This window comes from Halodesulfovibrio sp. MK-HDV, from assembly GCF_009914765.1.
Classification (GTDB): Bacteria; Desulfobacterota; Desulfovibrionia; order Desulfovibrionales; family Desulfovibrionaceae; genus Halodesulfovibrio.
The window spans coordinates 28222-49405 of the sequence record NZ_WYDS01000012.1; the positions used below are offsets into that span (position 1 = coordinate 28222).

Annotated in this window: 19 protein-coding genes; 15 read left to right on the forward strand and 4 right to left on the reverse strand. The window is 45.9% G+C overall.

Going from position 1 to position 21184, the window contains the following annotated elements; translation table 11 throughout:
• Positions 1 to 68: 68 nt before the first annotated feature.
• Together MKHDV_RS10605 and MKHDV_RS10610 are read left to right on the forward strand one after the other, a co-directional pair.
• Complete coding sequence (locus tag MKHDV_RS10605) at positions 69 to 461, forward strand: J domain-containing protein (RefSeq protein WP_160715085.1); 393 nt, start codon at positions 69 to 71, stop codon at positions 459 to 461.
• Complete coding sequence (locus tag MKHDV_RS10610; RefSeq protein ID WP_160715087.1) at positions 397 to 915, forward strand: hypothetical protein; 519 nt, start codon at positions 397 to 399, stop codon at positions 913 to 915. Before MKHDV_RS10605 ends, MKHDV_RS10610 begins: the two co-directional genes overlap by 65 nt.
• 69 nt (positions 916 to 984) lie before the next feature.
• Here the strand turns inward: MKHDV_RS10610 and MKHDV_RS10615 are convergent, their stop codons facing one another.
• On the reverse strand, positions 985 to 1434 hold the full coding sequence (locus MKHDV_RS10615; protein WP_160715089.1) for a metal-dependent hydrolase: 450 nt from the start codon (positions 1432 to 1434) through the stop codon (positions 985 to 987).
• Positions 1435 to 2371: 937 nt separating this feature from the next.
• On the opposite strand from MKHDV_RS10615, the gene MKHDV_RS10620 reads away from it, so the two are divergent.
• From MKHDV_RS10620 to MKHDV_RS10650, 7 genes are read left to right on the forward strand one after another with little or no spacing between them, the layout of a single operon-like run.
• Positions 2372 to 2941: a 4Fe-4S dicluster domain-containing protein gene (locus tag MKHDV_RS10620; RefSeq protein ID WP_160715091.1), complete on the forward strand. Its 570-nt coding sequence runs from the start codon at positions 2372 to 2374 to the stop codon at positions 2939 to 2941.
• Positions 2941 to 3816, forward strand: coding sequence for a CoB--CoM heterodisulfide reductase iron-sulfur subunit B family protein (locus MKHDV_RS10625; protein ID WP_160715093.1), 876 nt, complete (start codon positions 2941 to 2943; stop codon positions 3814 to 3816). Before MKHDV_RS10620 ends, MKHDV_RS10625 begins: the two co-directional genes overlap by 1 nt.
• A 12-nt stretch (positions 3817 to 3828) precedes the next feature.
• Complete coding sequence (locus tag MKHDV_RS10630; RefSeq protein WP_160715095.1) at positions 3829 to 5802, forward strand: CoB--CoM heterodisulfide reductase iron-sulfur subunit A family protein; 1974 nt, start codon at positions 3829 to 3831, stop codon at positions 5800 to 5802.
• Positions 5778 to 6302, forward strand: coding sequence for a hydrogenase iron-sulfur subunit (locus MKHDV_RS10635; RefSeq protein ID WP_160715097.1), 525 nt, complete (start codon positions 5778 to 5780; stop codon positions 6300 to 6302). The genes MKHDV_RS10630 and MKHDV_RS10635 overlap by 25 nt, the downstream gene beginning before the upstream one ends.
• Positions 6302 to 7258 (forward strand): 4Fe-4S dicluster domain-containing protein, encoded by a 957-nt coding sequence (locus tag MKHDV_RS10640; RefSeq protein ID WP_160715099.1) that lies wholly within the window; start codon positions 6302 to 6304, stop codon positions 7256 to 7258. The genes MKHDV_RS10635 and MKHDV_RS10640 overlap by 1 nt, the downstream gene beginning before the upstream one ends.
• 2 nt (positions 7259 to 7260) lie before the next feature.
• Positions 7261 to 8319, forward strand: coding sequence for a 4Fe-4S dicluster domain-containing protein (locus tag MKHDV_RS10645; RefSeq protein WP_160715101.1), 1059 nt, complete (start codon positions 7261 to 7263; stop codon positions 8317 to 8319).
• Positions 8319 to 9158, forward strand: coding sequence for an FAD/NAD(P)-binding protein (locus tag MKHDV_RS10650; RefSeq protein ID WP_160715103.1), 840 nt, complete (start codon positions 8319 to 8321; stop codon positions 9156 to 9158). Before MKHDV_RS10645 ends, MKHDV_RS10650 begins: the two co-directional genes overlap by 1 nt.
• 415 nt (positions 9159 to 9573) lie before the next feature.
• Here MKHDV_RS10650 and gap read toward each other — a convergent pair whose 3' ends face one another.
• From gap to surE, 3 genes are all read right to left on the reverse strand, one after another.
• Positions 9574 to 10575 carry a type I glyceraldehyde-3-phosphate dehydrogenase gene (gap, locus tag MKHDV_RS10655; protein WP_160715105.1) on the reverse strand — a complete coding sequence of 334 codons (1002 nt, stop codon included), beginning with the start codon at positions 10573 to 10575 and terminating at the stop codon, positions 9574 to 9576.
• Positions 10576 to 10600: 25 nt separating this feature from the next.
• The gene (fba, locus tag MKHDV_RS10660; protein WP_160715107.1) at positions 10601 to 11524 is read right to left on the reverse strand and encodes a class II fructose-1,6-bisphosphate aldolase; all 924 of its coding nucleotides are present in this window, start codon (positions 11522 to 11524) and stop codon (positions 10601 to 10603) included.
• 518 nt (positions 11525 to 12042) lie between these two features.
• Complete coding sequence (gene surE, locus MKHDV_RS10665; RefSeq protein ID WP_160715109.1) at positions 12043 to 12801, reverse strand: 5'/3'-nucleotidase SurE; 759 nt, start codon at positions 12799 to 12801, stop codon at positions 12043 to 12045.
• A 351-nt stretch (positions 12802 to 13152) separates the two neighbouring features.
• Between surE and MKHDV_RS10670 the strand changes: the two genes are divergently transcribed.
• From MKHDV_RS10670 to sucD, 6 genes are all read left to right on the forward strand, one after another.
• Positions 13153 to 14232, forward strand: a complete 1080-nt coding sequence (locus MKHDV_RS10670) for a 3'-5' exoribonuclease YhaM family protein (RefSeq protein ID WP_160715111.1) — start codon at positions 13153 to 13155, stop codon at positions 14230 to 14232.
• A 164-nt stretch (positions 14233 to 14396) separates the two neighbouring features.
• Positions 14397 to 15053 carry a dTMP kinase gene (gene tmk / locus MKHDV_RS10675; RefSeq protein WP_160715113.1) on the forward strand — a complete coding sequence of 219 codons (657 nt, stop codon included), beginning with the start codon at positions 14397 to 14399 and terminating at the stop codon, positions 15051 to 15053.
• A gap of 56 nt (positions 15054 to 15109) precedes the next feature.
• Positions 15110 to 16450: a histone deacetylase gene (locus MKHDV_RS10680; protein ID WP_160715115.1), complete on the forward strand. Its 1341-nt coding sequence runs from the start codon at positions 15110 to 15112 to the stop codon at positions 16448 to 16450.
• Positions 16440 to 17801: a hypothetical protein gene (locus MKHDV_RS10685; protein WP_160715117.1), complete on the forward strand. Its 1362-nt coding sequence runs from the start codon at positions 16440 to 16442 to the stop codon at positions 17799 to 17801. Before MKHDV_RS10680 ends, MKHDV_RS10685 begins: the two co-directional genes overlap by 11 nt.
• Positions 17802 to 17805: 4 nt before the next feature.
• A complete protein-coding gene (locus tag MKHDV_RS10690; RefSeq protein WP_160715134.1) occupies positions 17806 to 18462 on the forward strand; it encodes a lactate utilization protein in 657 nt (218 codons plus the stop codon).
• A 510-nt stretch (positions 18463 to 18972) separates the two neighbouring features.
• On the forward strand, positions 18973 to 21081 hold the full coding sequence (gene sucD, locus MKHDV_RS10695) for a succinate--CoA ligase subunit alpha (protein WP_160715136.1): 2109 nt from the start codon (positions 18973 to 18975) through the stop codon (positions 21079 to 21081).
• Positions 21082 to 21184: the final 103 nt, after the last annotated feature.

Consider the following 21184-nt stretch of genomic DNA (forward strand, 5'->3'; position numbering starts at 1 on the left):
TGATAATAAAAATTTTGTAAACAAGCTCTGTTGCTTGTTGTATTCAGTTTGTTTTCTATGGAGGAACCGTGACGTTACGCGAATGCTATAAATTACTGAATGTGCCCAATGGGGCATCGGAAGATGCTGTAAAGCAAGCATACCGTAAGCGGGCGTTTGAACTGCATCCTGATTTGCATCCGGATGATCCTAATGCGTCACGGAAATTTCAGCAGCTTAATGAAGCATATGTTATTATTACTTCTAATGCGAAAGACACCGGTTCTTCCCGTTCTTCTGAAGCTTCAGGTAAAGCCCGTTCCGCTGCCGATGGTTATCGTTCAGAGCGTGCTTCCCGTGATAGCACTGTGCGTGACCGCGCCCGTTCTGCGTACCGAAAAGCAAAGTCGAATTTTGATGCTCAGAAAAATAAAACTGCCAGTACTAGCGATACATATAATAAAAAAACGTCCAGAGTTTGATGATTCGTTCTGGAGCCAAGAACAGCGCGGCTATTCAAAAGAATCTGTACTGAATGAAATTTTGAATGATGCCTTTGCGAAGCGTGTTTTCGAAGATATTTATCGGGAAATAAAGCGTGATGGCGGCAAATCAATTGTCATGCCCAAGAAGCGTAAATTTTCCATGCAATGGGGCGATCGTGACATTTCAGTAGATATGACAGGCGGGGTTAAGGGATGGTTACATAAACAGCTTGATGACAATCAGGTTATGCATCTCCCCATGCAGAATTTACGCCCCGGAGCTAAGGTTCGTTTGACTCTTTCACAAGGGATTGGCGGCGATACCCGTCAGCTTGAAATTACCTTGCCGACTGATTTTCGAGCAGGGCATCCTATCCGTCTACGTAAGCTTGGACGAAAAATTGGTGCCTGGGTGGGGGACTTATACCTGACCATTCATGGCCGCATGTAATTTAAATAGAAAACAAAAAATCCTGCTGAAGAATCTTCAGCAGGATTTTTTTTGTTTTCTGGGTTTGGATTAAAACTCTCTATCAAGCAGCAGGTGCGAGAAGTATCCGACAACCGCAGCAAGGTAGAAAGGTAGCGTTACTATCCATGTTTCACGGAAAAAGATCCATGGTAGTGCAATAAGAGGGGCGGGAACAATAAGCATTGCCCACCAAGTGTGCGTCCAGCCTCTGTGTTTCCCTAGGGCGGGGAGCATCGCAAATAGACCAAGTATGGCGGCCCATTGGTAATAGTGATTAACAATGAGCAAAACGTCTGTGATGGCCATGATGGAGTAGAAAAAGTTCTGCCCCTTTGATTCAGTATCTGTGTCTGGAAAGAGTGATGCCATTACTGCAATGGCAAACAGTGCAGAAAGAAGCCAGACATCCTGTGGAAGATACGAAAAGTAAACAGCGGCTGCAATTGTGCCGCCTCCTAATACTGCGCCACCTGTAAGGTGTGCTTTATATCCTGGCATAGTATTTCCTTATCAAAAGCAGAATTTGTGCAGTAATGTACTGAAATTATGCGAAGTGGTAAAGGCTCAGTCGTGGGGGTAACTGTAAAATATGTACAACTATTAGTATGTAGGTGCTTGTTATAGAAGTGTTTTTTGCGCTTTGAAATCATGGTTAAGCTGTTGCTTGTGGGCATAATACAGGCAGATAGAGCAAGACGGGCACGCTGCCTGTTTGCACATAAAGTGCCGGGGGGACGCCCTCGGCCAATGAAAAATACTCCGAGCCTTCGGACATATATACGGGGCAAAAAAGTGGAATTTTTATTCCACTTTTTTTGCCCCGTTTTAACGTTCCTGTAATATCAAATAGTTACTTTCTGATATTTGAGCGATCAATCAAATATTTTTCAAAAAGATGATTGAACGCTCAAATCAGCATAAATTTTCAATGATTCCGAGTTATCAAATAAAATGTTGTAGTTATTGTGATGGAAAAATCACAAAACATCGAATATTCTGAATTTTTTTGCAGCAAATAAATGCAAAAAAATCGACTATACGGGTTGCCAATGTTTGTTAGCGGCGTTAGTCTAAGGGTATAAATAAAGTGATACGCTTTGAGTTAGATTATTGTGATTTGGTACCCACATTGTTCACTGCTCGAAGTTGAGAATGTTGATGCGTGAGACAACACATAGTTATACTGCCTGATCTAATCACGGGTTTTTGTCGCTTAGGGTTAAAGCAGCAAAAACAACTCCTGATTTTTTTTGGGTATTCTACTGGATTTGCTATTTACGTAGCCAGTTTTTGTCTCGCCTTGTTGCATATCAGTTGGGGTCTGTATGCTTCCAAGTTCTTCTTTTTTCTTGTGTCATTTTTTCACTGAACTGGTGTTTTCGGCATGTTTTGTATGCCAATTTGCTGCCTTTTTCAGTTAACATTCGGAGGAGCCATGGAAACCATCCCTCTTAACTCACCGGATAAAGAGTTCATCCGTGAGGTTCAGGAGAGAAGTGGACAGAATGTGCTATCTTGCTACCAGTGTGGCAATTGCACCGCTGGCTGTCCTTATAACTTTGCCTACGATCTTTCTGTAAGCCGTGTAATGCGTCTTGTACAGCTTGGTCAGCGTGAAGCTGTTCTTAAAAGCCATTCTATTTGGCTTTGTGCAACCTGTCAGTCATGTACAACTCGTTGTCCTAATAGCATTGATGTCGCCAAAATTATGGATGTTCTGCGTCACATGGCGCGTGAAGCAGGGTACGCTACTGAGCGTAATGTTAAAGCATTCGGCGATGCATTCCTTGAGTCGGTCGAAAAACACGGTCGTGTGTATGAACTTGGCGTAACCGCATCATACATTCGCAAAACAGGTAGATTCTGGACAGACGTTGATCTTGCTCCGGCGATGCTTCCTAAAAACAAGCTTTCGATTAAGCCGCATGAAGTACGCGGTAAAGAACACGTTTCTGCAATCTTTAAGCGATTCAGAGAACGCGACACCGCCAAGGAGAACAGTTAATGTCAATTTCTGTAGGATACTACCCGGGCTGTTCCGGTAGTGGCACGTCTGTAGAATACGACAAGTCCACCCGCGCAGTCTGTAAAAAGCTCGGTATCGAGCTTAATGAAATCGACGATTGGAGCTGTTGCGGCTCCACTCCAGCACATACAGTAGATCATACTCTTTCTGCTGCCCTTTCTGCACGTAACCTCGTTCTTGCAGCTAAACAGGGTCAGGAAGAAGTTGTTACACCTTGTCCTAGTTGTCTTGCTAACCTTCGCACAGCTTCACGCAAAATCGAAGATGAGAACTACCGCCCTAAAGTGGAAGCTCTTCTCGACGAACCTTGTGACGAAGCTGCATCCGTAGCTTCTACATTGCAGCTTATTGTTGAACGTGTAGGCATGGACGCTATCAAGAAAGCTGTTGTTAAGCCGCTTAAAGATCTTAACGTCGCCTGTTACTACGGCTGTATTATGAACCGCCCGCCGGAACTTATGCAGTTTGACGATCCTGAAAATCCAATGGCGATGGATGACATCATGGAAGCGTGTGGAGCAACTGTACTGCCTTTCCCGCTTAAAGTTGAATGCTGCGGCGCTGCGGCTGGTATGCCTAAAAAAGATATCGTAACTGAACTTTCAGGACGCCTGCTTGATGTTGCAGAATCCTTGAATACAGAGATTATCGTAACCGCCTGTCCATTGTGTCAGATGAACCTTGACCTTCGTCAGGGTCAGGTTAACCGTGCAAACGGCACCCGTTATGATATTCCGGTTGTGTACTTTACACAGCTGCTCGGTTTGGCACTGGGTCTTTCTGCTGAAGAGGTTGGCTTGTCCAAGCTCGTAGTAGACCCTACACCTCGTCTGCGTTTTGCTGGCGTTTTATAGCAAGGAGAGAGTATGCGTATAGGCGTATTTGTCTGCCATTGCGGCAGTAATATCGCGGCTACTGTTGACTGTCCGGCTGTAGCGGAGCAAGCGGGAACGTTGCAGGACGTAGTGTTTACTACTGACACAATGTACACCTGTTCCGAACCGGGACAGAACGAAATTATTTCAGCCATTAAAGAGCAGAAGCTTGACGGCGTTGTGGTAGCATCTTGCTCACCACGTATGCACGAAGCTACTTTCCGTCGTGCTCTTGAGCGTGCCGGTCTTAACCGCTACATGCTCGAAATGGCAAACATTCGTGAACACGTTTCTTGGATTGGTAAAAACAAGCCACGTAACACGATTAAAGCTTTTGAGCTGGTAAAAATTGCTGTTGCTAAACTGCGCAACAACAACCCGCTTCACGCTAACAAGTTCGACGTTACAAAACGCGTTCTCGTTATCGGTGGTGGTGTTGCTGGTATTCAGGCTGCACTTGACTGTGCAGATGCTGGTTATCAGGTTGTGATGGTTGAGCGCGAGCAATCCATCGGCGGCAAAATGGCCAAAATCGATAAAACTTTCCCAACCGTTGACTGTTCCTCATGTATTTTGGGACCGAAAATGGTAGACGTTTCTCAGCATGAAAATATCACGCTGTATGCAATGTCTGAAGTGGAAAAAATCGAAGGTTACGTTGGTAACTTTGATGTGCAGGTGCGCAAAAAAGCTACTTACGTAAACTGGGCCGACTGCACCGGTTGTGGCGCATGTATGGAAAAATGTCCGAGTAAGAAAAACGTTGATAAATTCAACGAAGGCATTTCCAAATGTACCTCAATCAACATTCCTTTCCCACAGGCTATTCCTAAGAAAGCCGCGATTGATCCTTCAGGCTGCTTGATGCTCCAGAAGGGCAAATGTGGCGTTTGTGCCAAAGTTTGTCCTACTAAGTGTATCGACTTTGAGCAGAAGGATGAAATCCTTTCGGAAAAAGTTGGCGCAGTTATCGCCGCTACCGGTTACGACATGTTCGACCATTCTGTTTACAAACAGTATGGCGCAGGTCAGTACCCGGACGTTATTACCTCCCTGCAGTATGAACGTCTTATGAACGCATCCGGCCCTACCGGTGGACACATTGTTCGTCCATCCGATGGTAAAGAGCCGAAAAAAGTTGTGTTCGTACAGTGTGTAGGGTCTCGTGATCCTTCCGTTGGCCGTCCATACTGTTCTGGTTTCTGCTGTATGTACACTGCAAAGCAGGCTGTACTTACTAAAGATCACATCCCTGATTCTGATTCGTACGTGTTCTACATGGATATTCGTTCCCCTGGTAAAGGGTACGATGAATTTACTCGTAGAGCTCAGGAACAGTACGGCGTTCAGTATGTTCGCGGTCGCGTATCCATGATCTACCCTAAAGGTGACAACCTGATTGTTCGCGGTGCGGATACTCTTGCTGGTACTCAGGTAGAAGTGGAAGCAGATCTCGTAGTACTGGCAGTTGGTGCAGAAAGTGCTAAAAATGCACCTGCTCTTGCTGAAAAAATGCGTATCTCCTACGATTCCTACGGATTCTTTATGGAAGCTCACCCTAAATTGAAACCTGTCGAAACTAACACCGCTGGTGTTTACCTCGCTGGTTCCTGCTTAGGTCCTAGAGATATTCCAACATCAGTTGGTCAGGGTAGTGCGGCAGCAGCTAAAGTTATGACTCTGTTCTCTAAAGATAAGCTTGAAAGCGATCCTCAGGTTTCCAAAGTTAACGCATCCCGTTGCGTAGGCTGCCTGAAGTGTGCTGCCACTTGTCCGTTCGGCGCTATTAAAGAAGTAACCGACCGTGCAGGCAATGTGAAAGCTGAAGTTATTGAAACAGTATGTCAGGGCTGCGGTATTTGTACCGTTACCTGTCCTCAGGGTGCTATTCAGCTGCAGCACTTTACAGACAACCAGATTCTCGCGGAGGTCAACGCCTTATGTCAGGCTCAACTGGACTTTTAGCAGAAGGTCAAGATCTTCGTATCGTTGGTTTTCTGTGTAACTGGTGCTCCTACGGTGGTGCAGATACCGCTGGTGTTGCACGTTGTGAACAGCCTACAGATTTACGCGTAATCCGCGTACCTTGTTCTGGTCGTATCGACCCGCTGTTCATCGCTCGCGCACTCATTAGTGGTGCAGATGGCGTTCTCGTATCTGGTTGTCACCCACGTGACTGCCACTACGCAGAAGGTAACTTCTACGCTCGTCGCCGCTTTGAAATGCTCAAGCAGTTCCTGTCCGTTACCGGTATTGATCCGGAACGCTTTCATTACACATGGGTTTCTGCATCTGAAGGCCAGCGCTGGCAGGATGTTGTTACTTCCTTTACAGACCGTATTCACAAACTCGGCCCGGCACCAAAGTTATCTGGTGGCACCGGTTATGATGAAGAGTGTCTGAAAGAAATCGCGGCTGCTGTTGCCCTTGGCGACGAGTGCCCGTGCCATAAGGAGAAAGCGTAATGCAGGCTCTTGCAGAACTTAAAGAACAAATCCGTCAGGCATTGCCTGAGTTGGATGTAGTTATTGGTTGGCAGCAGGGTTACGATGCGTTGCACACTAGCCCTCTCTTCATTCGCTCTGAAGAAGATCTTGAAAAGCTCGTTGTTAACGAATTCTGTGTGGTGAACCCGGCTTCTTACCTGCGCGAAATGCGCGGTGGTAAAAAGGTTGGTCTCGTACTGAAAGGGTGTGATTCCCGTTCTGTTATCCAGCTTGTTCAGGAAGATCTTCTTAAGTTAGAAGACCTCACCATCTTCGGCTTCGGCTGTAACGGTGTGCTCAACCATGCAAAACTTCAGGCTCGTTTCGGCGATATTGGTTACATCAAATCTATCGAGAATAGCGGTGCTTCCGTAACTATCGAAGTTGATGAAAACAAAGAAACCGTACCGTTTTCTGAACTGTGTGCAGATAAGTGCTTAACTTGCTCTTACCCGAACACATTGCAGTGCACTCACTTTGCAGGTGAAGAATCCAGTAAGGAAGCTGAATCTGAACAGGATAAGGCTCTCGAAGAATTCGAGAAACTGTCCATGGAAGAAAGATTCTCTTTCTGGCAGGACCAGATGCGCCGTTGCATCCGCTGTTATGCATGCCGTAACGCATGCCCGATGTGCGTATGTAAAGATCACTGTCTTGCTAACTCTCGCGAAACCAAATGGTTGAGCGAAGAGGTAGACGTGCAGAACAACTTCATGTTCCAGCTTATCCACGTAATGCACCTTACCGGTCGTTGCGTAGAATGCGGTGAATGTGAGCGTGCTTGTCCTATGGATATTCCGATTATGTTGTTAAGACGCAAAATGGCCGGTGTTGTACGCGATGTTTTTGCATACAATGCAGGAACCAACGCGGAAGAGACTCCTCCGCTTATGTGTTTTAAAGTTGAAGAACCAACTATCGAGGAGCGGCACTAGTCATGGCTTGCAAATTTATCTCAAACGAAAACACTAACCAGTGGCTCGAAGCTCTCGCTAAAGACCACGTAGTGTTTGTTCCGGTGGATGACGGCGGAACCGTGACCTTCCGTCCGTTTGGAGAAGGCCGTAAGCTGGTTCTTGACCGCATGCCTGTGCGTTCAGCAAAAGAAGCGGTTTTTCCGCAATCAGAAACTTTGCTTACATATAAATACGACAAAGATCCTGAAAACCCAGAACGTACCTCTGTTCGCATCAGAGAAACTCTGCCAAAAGAACGCGCAGTAGTTTTTGGTGCTCGCCCATGTGGCACCCGAGGTATGGCGGTTTTTGATAAAGTGTTCGATAACGATCGCATCCGTGATCCTTATTATGCAACACGTCGTGAACATACAATGTTCGTTACTCTTGCTTGTACTAAAGTAGAGTCCACTTGCTTCTGTCACGAAGTAGGAAGCGGCCCTGCTGATACATCTTGCTCTGATGTACTGCTTACTCCTGTACAGGGCGGCTACGCTGCTGAAGCTGTTACCGAATGCGGTGAAAAGATGCTTGAAGCAAGCTTCTTTGCAGACGGTGGTGACAAATGTGCAGAAGCCGAAGCAGTTAAGAAAGCTACTCGTGAAATGCTTGGCGAAGCACATGACTTCTCCGATGCTCCTGAGAAGCTTCTTGCTGCATTTGATGACGATGAGTTCTGGGAAGAGCAGGCTGCAGGCTGTCTTAGCTGTGGCGCATGTACTTACCTTTGTCCTACCTGCTACTGCTTCAACATCACTGATGAAGCAACCGGTACTACCGGCAAGCGCGTACGTTCATGGGATACTTGCATGAGCTTCCAGTACACTTTGGAAGGCAGTGGGCATAACCCGCGTTCTACTAAAGCAAAACGTCTCAAAAACCGTGTGAACCACAAATTCTCATACTTCCCAGAATCATATGAGAAGTATATTGCATGTTGTGGTTGTGGCCGTTGCATTAAAAGCTGTCCTGCTTCTGTGGATATTCGTGCTATTGTTAAAGCAGCACAGGCTCGCGGCGCTGAGAAGGAGTCTAAGTAATGAAAGCTAATCCAGTTCTGCCGGAGATGGCTACAGTCATGGAAGTTGTGGAAGAAACATCCAACATTAAAACCTTCCGTGTTCGTTTTGATAACGAAGAAGTTATGAAAAAATTCACCTTTGAACCAGGACAGGTAGGTCAGCTTTCTGTTTTTGGTGTTGGTGAAGCTACATTCGTAATTAACTCTTCCCCGACCCGCATGGACTACCTTCAGTTCTCCGTAATGCTCGTAGGTGAAGTTACTGCACGCATTCATCAGCTTAAAGCTGGTGATTCAGTTGGTATTCGCGCTCCTCTTGGTAATGCGTTCCCGACTGAGGAAATGAAAGGGCAGGACGTAACCTTCATTGGCGGCGGTATCGGCATGGCTCCTCTGCGTACACTCCTCGTGTACATGTTGGATAACCGTGACGATTACGGCAAGATTACTCTTCTCTACGGTGCTCGTTCACCGCTGGATTTGAGCTATCAGGAAGATACTGCAGAGTGGCTTGGCCGTGATGATATCGATGTAGTACTTACCGTAGATAATCCGTCTGAAGAGTGGGGCAAAAACCCACACGAGAAAGCCGGTCTTATCCCGAACGTACTGAAAGAAATCAATCCTGCTAATAGCGGCTACGCAATTACTTGTGGCCCTCCAATCATGATTAAATTCACTCTCATGGCTTTGAATGAGCTTGGATTTAAAGATGAAAAAATTCTTACTACACTTGAAAAACGTATGAAATGCGGTGTTGGCCTTTGTGGTCGTTGTAACATCGGTGATAAATATGTTTGTGTAGACGGCCCTGTGTTCAAATACTCTGAACTCCAGGAACTGCCTAACGAGCTGTAGTTTTTATTGCTATAGAATAATGAAGCCCCTGACACACTTAGTGCGTCAGGGGCTTTTTTTGTTGCCTCCGGCGGCTCTCCGAGGGGGAAGGGCGCTGCCCTCCACCCGCAAGGGGCTCGCCCCTTGACCCGGTTTAAGCCATGGGTGTTGAGGGGAAAACTTGTTGTATTGTAATCTTTCGTTTGCCGAGAACGGTCAAAGTTTGGAGGGGTAAAGTACGTCGCTCTTTTTAGTCTCGTTTAACATTATGGTTAGCAAATACAATTTTTTTCAGGAGGGAGTGCAGAGGGGGAAACTCGTTTTTTTGAAAAAAACGGGGTTCCCTCTCTGCACGTCGGAGACAAAAAGAAGAAAGCATAAAAAAAAAGCCCGTTGCTTGAGCAACGGGCTTTTTCTTTCAAAACTCAGATGAGTTCTACAGGGAAGCGCCTACCATTCTCAGGAGACGTGCGAGCTGGTTGGTAAAGCCTGCTTCATTGTCATACCAGACAAGAACTTTGACCATGTTACCATCCATTACGCTGGTACAGAGGCTGTCTACAACGCCGCCGTGTGTGTCGCCGATGTAATCAACGGAAACGAGCGGTTCGTCGGAGTAGCCAAGGTTAGCTTTCAAGTAGCCTTCAGCTGCTGCTTTAAGGGCTGCGTTAACCTCTTCTGCAGTGGTGTCTTTTTCGACAGTGCAGGTAAGGTCAATCAGAGAGCCGTCAGGAATTGGCACACGAATCGCCATGCCGTCGAGCTTGCCTTTAAGTTCAGGAAGTACCAAGCCAACAGCTTTTGCTGCGCCTGTAGTTGTCGGGATCATGGACATGCCAGCCGCGCGAGCGCGACGCAGGTCCTTATGTGAACCGTCAAGGATTCGCTGGCCCATGGTGTAACCATGAATGGTTGTCATGAGGCCATGTTTGATGCCGAAAGCATCATTGAGAACCTTAGCAGCCGGAGCAAGACAGTTGGTGGAGCAAGATGCGTTGGAAAGAACATGGTGCTTTTCAGCATCGTATGTACTTTCGTTAACGCCCATAACAATGGTTGCGTCCACGCCGTTGCCGGGTGCAGAAATGATAGATTTCTTAGCACCGCATGCAATATGCTCTGCAAGACCATCACGGTCTTTAATGGTACCGGTGGTTTCTACGACGATCTCAACTCCGAGGTCGCCCCAAGTCCATTCGCCGCGTGCGCAACGGGTAACCAGAATCTGCTTACCGTTAACTTTAAAGCCTTCTTCGTTTGCTTCAACATCTCCTTTAAAGGTTCCGTGAACGGAATCATATTTGAAGAGATGAGCAAGAGACTCGTTGTCTGCGCGAGCGTTAATAGCCGCAATTTCAAGATCAGGATCGTCTGCGAGAAGACGAACGAGATAGCGACCAATACGACCAAAACCATTGATACCAAGCTTTACAGCCATGAAAAAGCTCCCTAGCGGTGGTGAGTTAAATCTTGTTAGAGCAGCCCAGCACGTTTTTAATCTTGTGCTGAACCATATCTTTTACAGCCTGACGAGCTGGCTTGAGGTACTGGCGTGGGTCAAAGTGGGTAGGATTCTCTGCAAAGTGCTTGCGGATAACTGCTGTCATAGCAAGACGGATGTCTGTGTCGATGTTAATCTTACAAACGCCGAATGTAGCAGCTTTACGCAGCAGGTCTTCAGGAACACCTTTGGCAGAGCCGATGTCTCCGCCGTACTTGTTTGCCATGTCAACAAACTCCTGAGGCACGGAAGAAGAACCGTGGAGTACAATAGGGTACTCAGGGAGCATGTTGGTGATTTTTTCAAGACGCGCAAAATCAAGGCGAGCTTCGCCGGTGAATTTGTATGCGCCATGACTGGTTCCGATCGCAATAGCAAGAGAGTCACAACCTGTGCGCTCTACAAATTCTACTGCCTGATCAGGATCAGTGTAAATGGATTTGTCAGACTGTACGTCATCTTCAATGCCTGCAAGACGGCCAAGTTCTGCTTCAACAACAACGCCACGATCGTGAGCGTATGCTACTACCTGTTTGGTAATAGCGATGTTTTCTTCAAAGTCGAGGTGGGAACCATCAAACATAACTGAAGAGAAGCCGCCGTCAATGCACTGCTTACAAATTTCAAAGTCCTGACCATGGTCAAGGTGCAGAGCAAGTGGATGATCAGTTTCTACAAGAGCAGCTTCGATGAGCTTCTTAATGTAAATCTGACCTGCATAGCGGCGTGCGCCTGCGGAAACCTGAAGGATAAGAGGAGCTTTTTCTTCCTGAGCTGCCTCCATGATACCCTGAATGATTTCCATGTTGTTTACGTTAAACGCACCAACTGCGTAGCCTTCCTTGTATGCACGAGCAAACATCTCGTTAGTACCGATAAGTGGCATAATGACCTCCTCAAAAAAATATTATGGTAGTCATGATATTACGGATAACAAGCCGTAATTCTATGATTACTAATAGAAAACACATAAGCTTAACTGTGCCACTTTGCTACATAATAATGTGCTCGACCATGGGCGTGTATGGATCGATCGGAAAGTTAACCGTTTACACTTCTAGCGCATTAAAGCGCCGCTATGAATTCAACAAAGAGGCAATTGATAGACTAAGCTTGATTTTGGTATATACAGTCCAACGTGTGAATAAAAATCCGTACTGACGTCAAACATGTGTACTTTACACGTGGTGCTCATAAAAGCAAAGTAAACAAACTGCAATAGCTAGCAGTACATTTATTGAAAAATATTTTGTGAACAATCGTTAAATCCACTGTTCCCAAGAGTTTGGTTTGTTCAATTTCTTTTAAAGATTGTACCGCACTGCGGTAGAGAATGGCAGTGCGGTACAGGTGATGCTTTATAAAACAGAGTAATTGCTGCTGAATATTGATGTGTAGTCTTTTCTACTGATCAATATTGAGTACAGATAGGGCAGACAGAGTTTCCTCGTCCGTAAACTCAAATTTCAACGGAGTGAGGGTCACGTATCCTTGGTTCAACAGGTCACGGTCTGTTCCCATTGCAACATTTTCCGGTGGTATTTTTCCATCCAGCCACCAGTAACTGCCGCCACGAGGATCTGTATTGTGTACATACCAGTCTTTCCAAGTCGCACTGGTTTGCGGACATACTCGTAAACCTTTAGTCTGCTCCATTGGCATGTTCGGGAAGTTGATATTCACAACGCATCGCTTTGGTAGTGCATTCCATGGCAGGTTCTCTGCGAGCTGAACTGCAAACTCAGCTTGTTCTGACAGGTTTTCCGGTCTGAAGTTGTCGAATGATACCGCCATGGAAGGATAGCCCATGCTTGCGCCTTCTGTGGCTGCGGAAACGGTGCCTGAGTACAGAATGTCTGGCCCTACGTTAGCGCCTGCGTTGATTCCAGAGATGACAAGATCAATTTTTTCATCAATAAGGCTGGTGAGCCCGAGTTTTACGCAATCCACCGGGGTGCCGTAGACTCCCTTGCCGCGGAATCCGTTCTCTTTGAATTCTTTAATGCGAAGCGGCATGGAAAGAGTAACTGCGTGACCTACAGCGGACTGTTCGGTAACTGGAGCTACACAGTGAATAGTATGTCCTGCGTCCGTCAGAGCCTTGTATATGGCGCGTAAGCCGGGTGCCTGAATACCGTCATCATTTGTAAGTGCAATAATCATAAGAACCTCTGGCAAGTGCTTGTATTTGTAAACATCAAATGGTTTGACAACTTCCTTAAAAAACAGGAAGCATATCTTTGTTAATGATAGAAGTTTTGTCTTTGGCGCATGTGTTCGGGAGTGGTAAAAAACAACGTAGATATTCTACTGTTCATTTTTTGCAAACATCCACTGCATTATTTAGTGCCTGCCAATAGATACTATTTGTTTTTTACACCAGATTTCCGGCTTTGTGAAAGTCAGAAGTTAGCTGTGCTTATATGATATATTTACGAGACGTCAGCCTTTGCAGATAAGAGCTTTTTCTTCGGCTATTTTGAAACGTAATTCTTTATTTCTTCAGGGTATAAAATGGACCTCAAAAAAATTCAATTTGTTCGAGATATTTCCAATAATGATGAAGTACTGACTATTTTTGCCATTACGCAAGCTACACTTGCTCAGGCTAGGAATGGTCCTTATTGGCGACTCGAATTATCTGATAGAACCGGTTCAATCGGTGCGAAAGCTTGGAGTCCGCTTGCTCAGCAGTTTCCTGAAATAGCTGCAGGGCAGATGCTTGCTGTAAAAGGTCGCGCCAGTACGTACCGCGATATTTTAGATGTGAATATTGAGCATATGAAAATTCTTGGTTTTGATGACCTTGAAGAACTGGATATGGGCGACTTTGTGGCAGCAGCAGAACGTCATCCTGATGACATGTACGCAGAGCTGCTTGGATTATGTGCGTCTGTGTTCACGCATACCCCGTGGATGACATTTGTCGATTCTGCTCTAGCTGATGCAGAAGTTTCAGCTCGGTTCAAAAGTGCGATTGGTGCAAAAAACGTACACCATGCATACATGGGCGGTTTGCTTGAACATACCTTGTCTGTTGCACAGCTGTGTATGAAGCTTTGTGACCAGTATCCGGAACTTGATCGTCAGGTATTGCTTGCTGGTGCCATCTTCCACGACATTGGCAAAGCGTGGGAATTGAGTGCTGGTCTTGTAAAAGATTATACTGACGAAGGCCGCCTTATCGGGCATATCAATATCGGGTTGGAGAAAGTAGATCCGTACCTCGTTGCCTCTGGTTTGTCTGTCGAATTGCAGATGCACTTTAAGCATCTGATTCTCGGACATCATGGTCAGCGGGAATGGGGTTCCCCTGTTCTTCCTGCTACGGCGGAAGCACTTGTATTGCACTATGCAGATAATATAGATGCAAAGCTTGCACAGCTTCGTGGCCTGTTCAGCGATTTTGAAGATGGTGACACGGGCTGGACACCATATCAGAATACATTGGGACGTTTCATCTTTAAACCAAAGATGACGCCTCCTGACCCCCGTGAAATTTTTGGAGATAACGCCACACCAATGCCTCCTGAGGGCGCCACTTCGCCATCACCGTTTGCAGCCACGGGGCTACCTGAAGAAGATGACTTTTAGCTTTGGGCTGACTACCATGGCATTATCCACTAAGTAATAGTAATCGCGGTCAAGGGGGCGTCCCCCTTGCGGGGTACAGGGGCAGAGCCCTGTTCGCCGAAGGCAATCGAGAAACATATATTGTTTGCAACCTGCTAAGGCTCAAACATACCGAAGGATGAGATATGTTTATTTCTTTAGAAGGAATGGAAGGTTCCGGTAAAAGTACCGTTTTAAAAAAACTGCACGTCTGGCTTGAATCAGAAGGGTATGATGTAGTGCTTACCCGTGAACCGGGTGGCAGTGAGCTTGGTAAAACTCTCCGTGCTTTACTGCTTGATGCAGAAAACACAGACATCACCAGCGAAGCAGAATTGTTCCTTTACCTTGCCGATAGAGCACAGCATGTTGCGCAGGTTATTAAACCAGCACTCGAAGCTGGAAAAGTTGTTCTTTGCGATAGATATGCAGATTCAACGGTTGTGTATCAGGGCTATGGTCGTGGACTTGATCCAAACCTGCTACACTCTTTTAACGAAGTGGCAACCACCGGCTTATGGCCGGATGTAACTTTACTGCTTGATGTTGAACCAGAGATTGGATTGCGTCGTGCGCTTTCACGTAATATCGAAAAAGGTCTTTCCCGTGCTGAAGGGCGTTTTGAAGCTGAAGCTATGGAATTCCATTCCCGCGTACGCGAAGGCTACCTTACTTGGGCTGCATTGAATCACAAACGTTTTGCTGTTGTTGACGCTTCTGTAACCCCTGATGGAGTATTTGAGCAGATCGTTGATCGTATGCGAACAGCTATCGCAATCATGAAAACTGAAAATGTTGGTTAATCAATAATTGTCAAGTCATTGATACGTGACAGGCGATTGCAGGCAGAAGAGAACGTATGCTACGAGCTAAAAATTCTTTAGGGGTAATCTTTTTCCCCGCATATGACTGGGCAATAAGCGCAACTCATCCTGAGAGGGAAGAGCGCCTTTTGTACACGCAGGATCAGCTGCGTGAAGAAGGGCTTTTTGATGTCGAAGGAATTTCGGAATACAAGCCGTTGGTTGCTTCGCTCGAAGATGTGGAACGTACACATTTCTGTTTTCCGAATGTGGAAAGTGTGTGTACCAAATCACATCTGATTTCAGCCGGTGGAGCGATTCGCGCTGCACAGCTGGTGATGGAAGGGGAAAAGGACAAGGCGTTTGCGCTGGTTCGTCCTCCCGGTCATCACGCGATGAAGTCCGTTCATGGTTCGCGCGGGTTCTGCAACATTAATATGGAAGCAGTGATGATTGAGTACATCCGCGAAACATATGGTGCACTCAAAATTGCTGTTGTTGATACAGACTGTCATCATGGTGATGGTACGCAGGATGTGTACTGGAATGATAAGAATGTACTTTTTATTTCCATGCATCAGGATGGCAGGACATTGTATCCGGGAAGTGGATTTCCTGCTGAGCGCGGTGGCGTGAATGCATATGGAAAGACATTAAATATCCCGTTGCCGCCTAATACATCTGATGAGGGTTTTTTGTACACAATAGAAAATGTTGTGCTGCCCGTGTTGGATGACTTTAAGCCGGACATCATTATTAACTCTGCCGGTCAGGATAACCACTACTCTGATCCGATCACGAATATGAATTTTTCAGCACGCGGGTACGCAAGGCTGAATGAATTGCTGAATCCTCACATTGCGGTGCTGGAAGGTGGCTATTCTATTCAGGGTGCGTTGCCGTATGTGAACCTTGGAATCTGCCTTGCAATGGCAGGTATTGATTATGAGCATGTTGCTGAGCCTGATTATAATCCTCAGCGTTATGCACAGACAGAACAGGTAACGGAGTATATTAAAAAACTCTCTAAAGAGTTGCTTGCAGGCTATTTTGCCTCATCTACTCCGGATATCGATGCGTTAGTGAAAAAAGAGGGCTACGAGCGCGACGGCGATTTTATCGTTCGTGCTAAAGATATTTATTATGACACTGATGGTATCAGTGAAAGTCAGATAGAATCTGTAGTGCTGTGCCCTGATTGTTCAGGAACTTTGCGCCTTGAAACATGTTCATCCTTGAACCCGTTAAGTCTGGGTGTTGAGGTGCCAGTTGGCGCGTGCGATCGCTGTCTTGCTATCGGACGACAAGTTTTGGAACAGGCGAGGGCAAATGAAAAGTATCGATATGTGCAGAGTATTAACCGCAGGGACAAGGAGTACGTGCGGTATGGATTTTAAAAAATACTATAACGGCGTAGGAGTATTCCTCCTCGCCGTTTGCTTTTGTATAAGCATTACATCTCCTGCGTCAGCTAAAGATTTAGTGACGTGGGTAGTGCAGCAACAGCTGGATAAAAACGATGCCCTTTATCAGTCTTTGCAGAATGCATATGTGCAGAGACAGTGGGGGACGGTTGCAAAGCGATTTGACGCATATAAAAAAGGCTTCGTTAAGCCGGAGCTGAAAAAAATAAATCGTGTTTCTTTTGCAGCAGATAGGGATGAAAAGCGTCAAAAAAAGCGTGAACAGAATCGCTACAGAGCCCTTCGTGCCAAATTACATAAAGAATATGTGCAGGCACATGGGTATGCTGCAATTGCATACGCACACCGTAAAAAATTTGTTGCAGCACATGATGCGTTGAGACCGGTGCAAGAATATGGCGATGAGCAAGCAATTATTCCTACAGCGCGCGGTATCGTAGCGTATGAAATGAAGGACTATAATGCTGCTGAACCATTGTTGAAAACAGCGAATGTACTTGATTCAAATTTAATTGAACCTGTGTACTATTTGTATAAGGTAGCACTCAAGAAAGGTGAACACGGCACTGCCTATTTCTGGTTGGAAAAAGCGGCTGCTCTGGAACCTACTCGACCTGACCTAATGATGGCGCAGGCAAGATTACTGCAAAAGCTTGGTCAGTCGTCTGCCGCAGAAGTTATGTACTCGCAGCTTATCGGAGTGGATTCAAGCAACGCAATTGCCTATAATAATCGAGGGTATTGCAGAATTGCTTTAGGTAAACTTGAGGCTGCATTTAGTGATTTTAGCAGTGCGTTGGTAATTAATGATCAATACACAGAAGCACTGCTAAACCGCGCTGCTTTGTGGCGCACCACTAACAATCTACCGGCAGCGTTGAAAGATTTAACTGCTGGGTTACTCATAACGCCTAGTGACACTCGACTACTCGTTTCCCGAATGCAGGTTCTGAATGATGCTGGAAAATATGCATTGGCAAAAGTGGACATGGAACAGATTCTAGTTCTTTCAGATTCTATTTCAGCGGTAAATGAAGCAGGGTGGTTTTTAGCAACATGCCCTTCAGACCTAGTTCGTGATGGACAACGTGCTGTTGGCCTTTTGTTGCCAATTCTTGAGCGAAGCAAAAGACATCCGCGTGTATTAGATTCATTGGCAGCTGCGTATGCATCGTCTAATGAATTTGATAAGGCTGTAGCTACGCAACAAGAAGCACTGACTCGCGGTATTGAATATCGTTTGGCGCCTTATCAGCTGGCGAGGTATGAAAAGCGACTCGCTTTGTATACTGATGATAGACCCTTTAAAACCAGTATGGATTAATACTATGACCAACCCGATTGATACCTTTTGGACTTTACGCTTGGCAGAACTGAAAGAGGTTCTTGAAAAGAATAACTTTGAAGTATTTATGGCAAACTCTGTCAAAGATGCAAAAAAAGTATTTAATGAAGAGATCATGTCTTCACTCAAAGGTGTAAAAACCGTGGCTATTGGTGGTTCAGTTACTCTTGCAGATACTGGAATTCTCGACGATGTGCGTTCAAATGAAGCATTAGAATTTTTTGATCCATACGATAAATCACTTTCCGCTGAAGAAAAATATGAACTGCGTCGTCAGTCTCTGTTGGCTGATCTTTTCCTTACCGGCACAAACGGTGTGACCGAATGCGGTAAGCTCATAAACCTTGATATGACCGGTAACCGTGTTGCGGCATTAAACTTCGGCCCAAAGCATGTTGTTCTATTTATTAGTAGAAACAAGCTTGTGGAAACTGTTGATGATGCAATGTTCCGCATTAAAGATTACGTAGCACCGGTTAATACCATGCGCTTGGATATGAAAACTCCTTGTAAAAAAACAGGCCAGTGTCTGGACTGTTCCAGTTCTGAGCGCATCTGTAATATCTGGACAATTACTGAAAAATGTTTCCCGCCAAAACGCATCAAAATTGTTTTGATTAATGAAGATGCCGGTTACTAGCAGTAGCCAATGTGTTTGGTAGCTAGCTATCAAATTTCAGACGATTCCAGCAATGCGTCTTCCCCATAGCGGCGGCGCATTGCTGATTTTCCTATATCCTTTCATGTCGGCATGACCGGCATGACTTCGGATGTACAGTTACCAGCTGTACATAGCAATGAGTGCCGCATGGTACTAGCCCTGCGGACATATGCCCACATACCGCGTGCTTATTAATAAGAGACGCAGTATGTGCTGGCTGAGGATGCTGGATGTTAACGCTGTTATGCAATTATGAGACTTTGGTCGGAACACGTCTTCGCAATGTTGTTATGAACATTATTGAGTAACGTGTGGGCATATGCTGCATGCTGTAGACTTAGACACTATATTGTGACTGATACAGTGTGCGGTATAAGATGTAAGCTTCTCATCGCCGACCAGTACGGAAGGCCGTACACGAACATTCTTGTCCAGCGAATGGTTCCAACACTTGATGACTGATAATTCTCATCTTACGGACGGAGCATCATGTTTCTGAACGAGCACTTGAGCAAGAAGTTGTTTGGCGAGGCTGGAATTACTACCCCAGAGGGAACTCTTTTAACACCTGATACGATAGCTGTTCCTGAGCATATGGAGCCACCGTGGTACCTTAAAGCACAGGTTCTTACAGGTGGCCGCGGAAAAGCCGGTGGGATTTTGCGGGCGGATAATTCGTCAGAATTCTACCAGAAAGCTGAAAAAATTTTCAACATGGAAATCAAAGGCAATACGGTTCCTTTCATTCGAGTGGAACAGGCAACCGATATTGCAAAAGAATGCTACCTTTCTTTTGTGCTCTCCCGTGAGCGCAAAGACCTTCTCTTCACAGTAAGCGCAGCCGGCGGGATTGAAGTAGAAAATTCTACACAGGCAGCCAAACCGCTTATTCAACGAGTTCATCTCCTTTCCGGTTTGAAAGACCATCATTTACGGGCTGCATTTTTTGAACTTGGCGTAGGCAAAGAACACTATGCCGGTTTTTGTGATCTCGTGAAAAAACTCTATGGCTCCGTAACAGAATTTGGCCTGCTCATGGCAGAGATTAATCCGCTTGTTATTACAAAGCAGGGCGAGTGGATGGCTCTTGATGGAAAGGTTGAACTTGATGACAACGTGGTGGATTTAAATCCAGACAGGTTGGGCGGGTACTATACTCCTGAGCATCATTCCCACGAAGAAACCATCGCCCGTGAAGCTGGGCTTAGCTACGTACAGCTTAAAGGCTGGGTGGGTATTCTTGTTAACGGTGCTGGGCTTGCCATGGCGACAATGGATCTGTTGAACTTTAACGGGTTGACTGCCGCAAACTTTATGGACTTAGGCGGTGCTGCAGACAGAGAGCGTATTAAACGTGCTCTTGATCTTCTATTTGGTAATGATGATGTGAAGGCGGTTTTTATTAACCTCTTCGGCGGAATTGTTTCCTGTAAAGAAGTAGGTAACGCATTGCTTGCAGTTCTTGAAGGGCAGCCTGCACCAAAGCCAATTGTTATTCGCATGGCAGGTTTTGAGTCTGAAGAAGGCCGCGCATTGATGCAGGAAGCTTCTGTTGAAAATGTATTCATTGCCAGTGAAATGAATGACGCATTGGATACTTTGAATACATTAAAACCTGTTGATGCTCCGACCGTTGAATTTATTTTGGATACAGAATCTCTACCGCCTTCTGTGCCTCCGTTTACACGCACAGGTGTGGCCAATGTTTTGGGATTAAACAAAGACTCACAAGTACTCGTTCAAGGCATTACCGGTAAGGTTGCTCAACGTCATGTTGCGTTAATGCAGGAATACGGAACAAAGATTGTTGCAGGTGTAACGCCATTTAAAGGTGGTCAGGAAGTGATGGGTGTTCCTGTGTACAACTCTGTGCACGAGGCAAAGAAACAGCACCGCATTGATGCATCGATCATTTTTGTTCCTGCCGGATTCGCGGCTGATGCGGTCGCTGAATCAGCAACGGAAGATATACCTTGGGTCATTTGTATTACTGAAGGCATTGCGCAGGCCAGTATGTTGTCTGCACTGCAAGACCTGTCAGGTTCCAGTACACATATTATTGGACCGAACACTCCCGGTGTCATCGTTCCCGGACAATGCAAAATTGGCATTATGCCGGCAAATGTTTTCACTGCCGGCAATGTCGCTATTTTCTCCCGCTCTGGTACTCTGACTTATGAAGCTGCGGACAGACTTTCGCAAGCCGGAATCGGGCAGTCGATTTGTGTTGGTATCGGTGGTGACTCATTTATCGGAACAAGCTTCACAGATCTGTTTGAACTTGTCCGTAATGACGACAATACTCACGCAGTGCTTATTCTGGGTGAAGTGGGTGGTTCAGCAGAAGAAGAGCTTGCCCGCTATGTTAGAATGACTGGCTTTGAAAAGCCGGTAGTTTCTTTCATTGCCGCACGTACAGCACCTCCGGGAAAACGGCTTGGACATGCCGGTGCGATTCTTGATGAGAATTCAGGCGGTATCGAACTGAAGTTACAAGCTATGCGTGACGCAGGATTTGTTATCAGCCCAGACCTTGCTCAGCTTCCAGAGCTTGTGAAAGGTGTCTTAGAAGGTTCTGCCCATAGATCTGCCGTTTAGCAGCTGTGCTGTAGGAATCTCTATTCTTTATATAAATATGGGCAGTCACATGTACGTGGCTGCCCTTTAGAGGTTTTGATGGTTCTTTCACGGTTATTTAGGG